At 72.1% G+C, this 7,497-nt stretch carries 7 protein-coding genes; 5 read left to right on the forward strand and 2 right to left on the reverse strand.

Translation table 11 applies throughout. The features are described from left to right. The 5 genes from GH736_RS13860 to GH736_RS13880 form a co-directional block, all read left to right on the forward strand. Positions 1-1,542 (forward strand): purine-cytosine permease family protein (locus GH736_RS13860; protein WP_159604259.1); only part of this gene is annotated, 1,542 nt, incomplete at its 5' end. Next, a complete protein-coding gene (locus GH736_RS13865; protein ID WP_159604261.1) occupies positions 1,539-2,585 on the forward strand; it encodes an agmatine deiminase family protein in 1,047 nt (348 codons plus the stop codon). The genes GH736_RS13860 and GH736_RS13865, both read left to right, overlap by 4 nt. Beyond that, on the forward strand, positions 2,582-4,339 hold the full coding sequence (locus GH736_RS13870) for an amidase (RefSeq protein ID WP_159604263.1): 1,758 nt from the start codon (positions 2,582-2,584) through the stop codon (positions 4,337-4,339). The genes GH736_RS13865 and GH736_RS13870 overlap by 4 nt, the downstream gene beginning before the upstream one ends. A gap of 19 nt (positions 4,340-4,358) precedes the next feature. Further along, on the forward strand, positions 4,359-4,730 hold the full coding sequence (locus tag GH736_RS13875) for an HNH endonuclease (protein ID WP_159604265.1): 372 nt from the start codon (positions 4,359-4,361) through the stop codon (positions 4,728-4,730). Between the two features lie 133 nt (positions 4,731-4,863). Beyond that, complete coding sequence (locus GH736_RS13880) at positions 4,864-5,619, forward strand: SDR family NAD(P)-dependent oxidoreductase (protein ID WP_159604267.1); 756 nt, start codon at positions 4,864-4,866, stop codon at positions 5,617-5,619. 28 nt (positions 5,620-5,647) lie between these two features. On the opposite strand, the gene GH736_RS13885 is transcribed toward GH736_RS13880, so the two are convergent. Then, positions 5,648-6,238 carry a hypothetical protein gene (locus GH736_RS13885; protein WP_159604269.1) on the reverse strand — a complete coding sequence of 197 codons (591 nt, stop codon included), beginning with the start codon at positions 6,236-6,238 and terminating at the stop codon, positions 5,648-5,650. Between the two features lie 239 nt (positions 6,239-6,477). Beyond that, a partial coding sequence (locus GH736_RS13890; RefSeq protein ID WP_159604271.1) for a molybdopterin-dependent oxidoreductase occupies positions 6,478-7,497 on the reverse strand: 1,020 nt, incomplete at its 5' end.

The raw sequence follows: 7,497 nt of genomic DNA on the forward strand, positions 1-7,497 counted from the left end.
GCGCCCGCCGGGCCGGCCGAGCCCGCCGCCGACCGCGTCGGTCACGTCGAGCAGCACGGCATCGATGTCATCCCGCCCTCCGACCGGCACGGCCGCCCGCGCGAGCTGTTCTGGGTCTGGATGTCGGCGAACGTGAACTACCTCTACTTCGTGCTCGGCGGCGTGCTCGTGCTGCTCGGCCTCTCCATCTGGGAGGCGCTCGCGATCACCGTCATCGGCAACCTCTGGTGGGCCGCCGTGGGCTGGCTCGCGGTGAGCGGGCCGGCGTCGGGCACGCCGAGCGTGGCGGTCATGCGCGCCATGTTCGGCATCCGCGGCAACCGCGTCTTCGGCGGGGGACTCGGCGTCGCGATCGGCCTGTTCTACGAGATCATCAACATCGCCGTGGCCACCCTCGCTGCGAACGCCCTGCTCGGCATCCTCGGCGTGCCGCTGCCCGCCGGCGCCGAGTGGATCGTGCTCGTGGTGGTCGCCGCCCTCAGCTTCGTGCTCAGCGTCTACGGGCACGCCACCATCCTGAAGCTCGCGCCCGTGTTCTCCGCCGCGCTCGCCGTGGCGTTCGTGGTGCTCGCCGTGTTCGTGCTCGGCGCCGCCGACTTCTCGTACACGCCGGCGCCCATGCCCGTCGGCGAGCACTGGGCCATGCTGCTTCTCGGCTACGCGATCATCGCCTCGGGCCCGCTGTCGTGGGGCACCGGCGCCGACTATGCGCGCTACCTCCCGCAGTCCACGTCGAAGCGCGCGGTCGCCTGGTGGACGGCGCTCGGCGGGTTCATCCCGGCGGTGCTCATCGGCACCCTCGGCATCGTCGCCGCGACGGCCATCGACATGACCGACCCGCAGCTCACGATCGGCGAGATCGTGCCGGGGTGGTTCACCCCGATCTTCCTCGCGATCGTCGTGCTCGGGAGCATCACCAACAACGTGCTCGTCGCGTACTCGACCGGGCTCTATGCGCAGGGTCTGGGCTTCCGCGTCTCGCGTGCGGCCACCGTCGTGGTCACGGGCCTCGTCGCCACGGCGCTCGCCGGATGGGCGGTCTTCCTCGCGCCGAGCTTCCTCGACACGCTCAACGCGTCGCTGGAGCTCAGCGTCACCGTGCTCGGGCCGCTCGTCGCCGTGTACGCCGTCGACATCTGGCTGCGCCGCAACCGCTACGACGGCGTGGCGCTGAGCGACGAGCGCCGCGCGAGCCCGTTCTGGTACTCGGGCGGCTGGTTCTGGGCCGGCACGATCGCCATGGTCGTCGCCACGACGCTCGCCGTGCTCATGGCCAACACGACCCTCTACGTCGGGCCGATCGCCTCGGCCCTCGGCGGCGCCGACCTCTCGGCGTTCGCCGGGCCGATCCTCGGCGGCGGCATCTACGCGGTGCTGTGGTTCACGACGAACCCGTACCGCGACCCGGCACGGCGCCCCGCGGCATCCGCGGGCCCCGCCGCCGACCGCAACGACGACCGCAACGCCGACCGCGACGACCATGATGAGACCACGACGGATGCCGCGGCATCCGCTCACCGCAACCTGGAGGTTCCCGCATGAGCTGGCGCATGCCCGCAGAGACCGCGCCGCACGACCGCACGTGGATGGCGTTCCCGCGCGAGGGGCTCACCCTCGGCGAGCGCGAATCCGACCGCGAGGCCGGCTACGCGGCCTGGAGTGCGGTCGCCAACGCGATCGTGCCGTTCGAGCCGCTCGTCATGGTCGTCGACCCGTCCGAGACGGCCCGGGCCCGCCGCATGCTCGACGGGGCGATCGAGCTCGTCGAGGCGCCGCTCGACGAGTTCTGGATGCGCGACTTCGGTCCGACGTTCGTCCTCGACGACGAGCGCCCGGGCGTGCTCGGCGCCGTCGACTGGATCTTCAACGGCTGGGGCGCGCCCGACTGGGCCGAGTGGACGAAGTCAGCCGAGATCGCGCGCGTCGTCGCCGATCGCGTGGGCGCCGAACTCGTGTCGAGCGTGCTCGTGAACGAGGGCGGCGGCATCCACGTCGACGGCGAGGGCACGGTGCTCCTCACCGAGACGGTGCAGCTCGACCCGCGCCGCAATCCCTACGCCGACCGGGCTCGCGTCGAGGCCGAGCTCGCGCGCACGATCGGCACGACCAAGGCGATCTGGCTGCCGCGCGGGCTCACGCGCGACTACGACGACTTCGGCACGAACGGCCACGTCGACATCGTCGCGACGATCCCGTCGCCAGGCCGCCTGCTCCTGCACGCGCAGCGCAACCCCGAGCACCCCGACTTCGAGGTGACGCGCGACCTGCGTGCGCAGCTCGAGGGCGAGACGGATGCCGCGGGCCGCCCGTTCGAGATCGTCGACCTCCCGGCTCCCGACACCCTGCGCGATCACGAGGGCTTCGTCGACTGGAGCTACGTCAACCACCTCGTCGTGAACGGCGGCGTGATCGCCTGCGGCTTCGGCGAGGAGCGGGCGGATGCCGCGGCGCGCGAGATCCTCGCCGACGCGTACCCCGGCCGCCAGGTGGTCACGATCGACGCGCGGGAGATCTTCGCCCGTGGCGGCGGCATCCACTGCATCACGCAGCAGCAACCGGCGCTCCCGGTGGAGGAGGCGCGATGAGCGCTGCGCCGTTCGACGTCGTCGAGGCGTCGATCGCCGACCTGCGCGCCGCGCTCGAGTCAGGACGGATGACGAGCGAGCAGCTCACCCGCGCCTACCTCGACCGCATCGAGGCGTACGACCGCCCGGGCACGGGGACCGCCCTGAACGCGCTCGTCGTGATGAACCCGTCGGCGCTCGAGGACGCTCGTGCCTCCGACGCCCGCCGCGCCCGCGGCGAGACCGTCGGTCCGCTCGACGGCATCCCGTACACGGCCAAGGACAGCTACCTCGCGCGCGGTCTCACGGCCGCCGCCGGAAGCCCGGCGTTCGAGCACCTCGTCGCCCAGCGCGACGCGTTCACGATCGAGCGGCTGCGGGCGGGCGGCGCCGTGCTCATCGGGCTCACGAACATGCCGCCCATGGCCAACGGCGGCATGCAGCGCGGCGTCTACGGCCGCGCCGAGAGCCCGTACAACGCCGAGTACCTCACGGCCGCGTTCGGCTCGGGCTCGTCGAACGGCTCGGGCACCGCGACGGCGGCGTCGTTCGCGGCGTTCGGCCTCGGCGAGGAGACGTGGTCGTCGGGCCGCGCGCCGGCGTCCAACAACGCGCTGTGCGCCTACACCCCGTCTCGCGGCGTGATCTCGGTGCGCGGCAACTGGCCGCTCGTGCCCACGATGGACGTCGTCGTGCCGCACACCCGCACCATGGCCGACCTGCTCGAAGTGCTCGACGTGATCGTCGCCGACGACCCCGAGACGCGCGGCGACTTCTGGCGCGTGCAGCCGTGGGTGTCGATCCCGCGGTCGTCCGTGGTTCGCCCTGTCTCGTACGTCGCACTGCTGCCCACGGATGCCGCGGGGGCGCCCGATCCCGAGGCGGCCCGCTCCGCGCTCGCCGGCAAGCGGTTCGGCATCCCGCGCATGTACGTGAACGCCGATCCCGACGCTGGAGCGGCCGAGCCCGGACGCAGCCCAGGCATCGGCGGCGCCACCGGGCAGCGCATCGAGACGCGGCCGTCGGTGGTCGAACTCTGGGAGGCCGCCCGCCGCGATCTCGAGGCGGCCGGCGCCGAGGTCCTCGTAGTCGACTTCCCGGTCGTGTCGAACTACGAGGGCGACCGCCCTGGCGCGCCGACCATCGCAACGCGCGGGCTCGTCTCCCCCGAGTACCTGCGCCGCGAGATCGTCGACCTGTCGGCGTGGTCGTGGGACGACTTCCTCGACGCCAACGGCGACCCCGCGCTGCATTCGCTCGCCGACGTCGACGGTGCCCGCATCTTCCCGCACCCCGAGGGTGCGCTGCCCGACCGCTACACCGGCTTCGACGACGACATCGCGGAGTATCCCGAATGGGCTCGATCGCATCGCGCCGCCACCCTCGCCGACATGCCCGAGCTGCCCGACGGGCTCCGCGGCCTCGAGGAGACCCGACGCGTCGACCTCGAGGCATGGATGGACGACCTGGGTCTCGACGCGGTCGTGTTCCCGGCGGTCGCCGACGTCGGCCCCGCCGACATGGACGTGAACCCGGCCTCAGCCGACCTCGGCTGGCGCAACGGCGTCTGGGTCGCGAACGGCAACCTCGTGCCGCGGCACCTCGGCATCCCGACGGTGACGGTGCCCATGGGCACCATGGCCGACATCCGGATGCCGGTGGGCCTCACGTTCGCCGGACGCGCCTACGACGACACGGCCCTCCTCTCGCTCGCCGCCGCGTTCGAGGCGACGGGCTCGCGCCGCACCCCGCCGCCGCGCACCCCGCCGCTCTGACGACGGCTAGTCTGCGGGCATGGCGGCCAGTCGATCACGGGCTGCGGTGTACGCGCGACGACGCAAGCGCCGCATGGGCCGGGTCGCGCACGACCTGACCGATGGACAGTGGGCGGCGCTCACCGCCGAGTGGGGCGGCTGTGCCTACTGCGGCGTCGCGGCTCGCGCCCTGCAGCGCGACTGCGTGCTGCCGATCTCGCGCGGTGGCCGGTACACGCTCCAGAACGTGGTGCCGGCGTGCGGGTCGTGCAACGCGAGCAAGTGCAACGACGAGGTCACGTCGTGGCTGCGACGCAAGAAGCTCGACGAGCGCCGCTTCCTGCTCCGGCAGCGCGAGATCGCCCTGCTCCTGCTCGCGCGCTTCGCGGATCCGGATGCCGCGACGCCCTGATCGATCGAGGCGAGCGCACTTCGGCCGGTTCGTCAACCCTCGAGCCCAGGCCGCAGGACCTCCCTAGGCTGGCCGTGGACGGACCGGCCGAGAAGGGTTCCCGGTTCCGCGCCCGCCCGGGAAGGATCCCATCATGGCCACGTACGACGTGTCCGGACGCTCGGCGATCGTGACGGGAGCGGGCAGCGGCATCGGGCGCGCGATCGCCCTTCGACTCGCCGACAGCGGCGCCGCGGTGATCGTGAACGACCTCGACGGCGATCATGCCCAGTCGGTCGTCGCGGAGATCACGGATGCCGGTGGCCGAGCCGAGGCATCTGTCGGCGACGTGACGGATGCCGCGTGGATCGACTCCTCCGTCGAGGCGGCCGATCGGCTCGCCCCGCTGCGGATCGCCGTGAACAACGCGGGCATCGGCGGCGCCTCTGCGCTGATCGGGGAGTACCCCGACGACAGCTGGGCAAGGGTCATCGACATCAACCTCAACTCGATCTTCCACGGCATGAAGCGCCAGCTCCCGGCGATCGCGGCGAACGGCGGCGGCGCGATCGTGAACATCGCGTCGATCCTGGGCAGCGTGGGATTCGCGAACTCGTCGGCGTACGTCACCGCCAAGCACGGCGTCGTGGGCCTCACGAAGAATGCCGCGCTCGAGTACGCCGACCAGGGCGTGCGCGTGAACTCGGTCGGCCCGGGCTTCATCAAGACGCCGCTGATCGACGCGAGCCTCGACGATGCCGCCCAGCAGTTCCTGGTCGGCATGCACCCGCTCGGCCGGCTCGGTGAGCCCGACGAGGTCGCGCACCTGGTGGCGTTCCTCGCGAGCGACGGTGCGAGCTTCATCACCGGCAGCTACCACCTCGTGGACGGCGGCTACACCGCCCGTTGACGGTGCGCCTGATCGGCGTCACTCCCGTCTACAGGGGCTGGGACCCGGCGAGCCCTCGCTCGAGTCGCGCCGGATCGAAGAGGCGCAGCGCGGTGAGCGACAGCACCGTGACGCGGCTCCGCAGCACGCGCCGCGCCACCTCCTCGAGGATGGGCACGGCGCCGCTGCCTGCGTCGAGGTCCGTGTCGGCGAGCAGCAGGATCTCCTCGAACGCCGCCTCCTCGGCGGCGGCCGCTCCCGACGCGTACTCGGGGTCGCGCTCGAACACGCGAACGTTCGTGCCGCCGTGCCGCGCGAACTCCCGGATCAGCTCGCTCCGCCGCAGCGCGAGTCGCTCGTACGGGTCCAGGTCGTCGAACGTCCGTCCGCTCGGGCCGACCTCATGGCTCGGGCCGAGCGCATGGCTCGGCCCGAGCGCATGGCTCGCGCCGAGCGCATCGCTTGCGCCGACCGCGCTCGCCGTGCTGGCTCCCACGCGCTCGCCCACCCCGCGGTGGGATTCGGCGAAATCCGCCACAGCCTCCCGCACGATCGACTTCTTCGAACCCCGCATGAAGTAGGCCAACTGCGTGACGAGCTCGTCGGTGTGCTCGTCGATCTTGATCGTCTTCTCCTGCATGGCCGTGCCGCTCCCTTTCGTCCCCTTCGCGGGCTCGTCCTGTCCTCTCCGCGCCGATGCGCTCGGATTCGAGCGATGTTTCCCTGTGAAAACCGGTGCCGAAGTGCCGAAGTGCCGAAGTGCCGGAACTTCCTGAAGGGAAACATGTCTCGGAATTCAAGCCCGTCGGGCGATCGCGGTGGGGTCCTGCCGCCACGGCCCAGCCGACCCGTCGGCCGACCGTGGATGTGGAGGAGCGGTCAGCTGACCTGGACGCTGCGCTCGTCGAGGCCCGTGGCGCCATCGGGGACCACGCCCTGCACGTCGGCGGTCTGCACCTCGCCGTCGGCCGCGGTCGCGCGGACGCGGAGGGTGTGGCCGCCCGACGTGGCATCCCAGTCGTAGCGCCACTGCACCCACGTGTCGTCCGAGATCGCCGTGGCGAGCGTCGCCGGCTTCCATGGGCCGTCGTCGACCTGCACCTCGACCGCCTCGATGCCCACGTGCTGCTGCCAGGCCACCCCCGCGACGGTGACCGGGCCGGCGGTGAGCGGCTGGCCGGTGCGGGGCACGTCGATGCGGGACGAGAGCTTGATCGGACCGCGTTCGCTCCAACCGCGGTCGGTCCAGTAGGCGGTGACCGCATCGAAGCGCGTCACCTCGAGGTCGACCACCCACTTGGTGGCCGAGACGTAGCCGTACAGCCCGGGCACCACCATGCGCACGGGGAAGCCGTGCTCGGCCGGCAGCGGCTCGCCGTTCATCCCCACGGCGAGGATGGCGTTGCGGTCGTCCCGCAGCACCGTGAGCGGCGTCGAAGCGGTGAAGCCGTCGACGCTGCGCGAGAGCACCATATCGGCCTCGGCCGTCGGGGCCGCGCGGGCGAGCAGCTCCCGGATGGGATATCCGAGCCACACCGCGTTGCCGATGAGCCCGCCGCCGACCTCGTTCGACACGCACGTGAGCGTCGTGATGCTCTCCTCGAGGGGGAGCGCGAGCAGCTCGTCCCATGTGAGCGTCACCTCCCGGTCGACGAGGCCGTGGATGCGGAGGCTCCAGCTCGACGGGTCGACGGCCGGTACGGCCAGGGCGGTGTCGATGCGGTAGAACTCGGCGTTCGGCGTGACGACCGGCGGCAGGCCGTCGATGTCGAACTGGGCGGAGGCGGGCACGGTCGCGCTCGTCACCGGCTTCGGGAGCGTGATCGCCTCGCGGATCGCCGTGACCGCCCTGCTGCCGGCCTGCAGGGCGTACCCCCCGGCCGCGGCGAGGGCGCCGAG

This window comes from Agromyces humi, from assembly GCF_009720255.1.
GTDB lineage: Bacteria > Actinomycetota > Actinomycetes > Actinomycetales > Microbacteriaceae > Agromyces > Agromyces humi.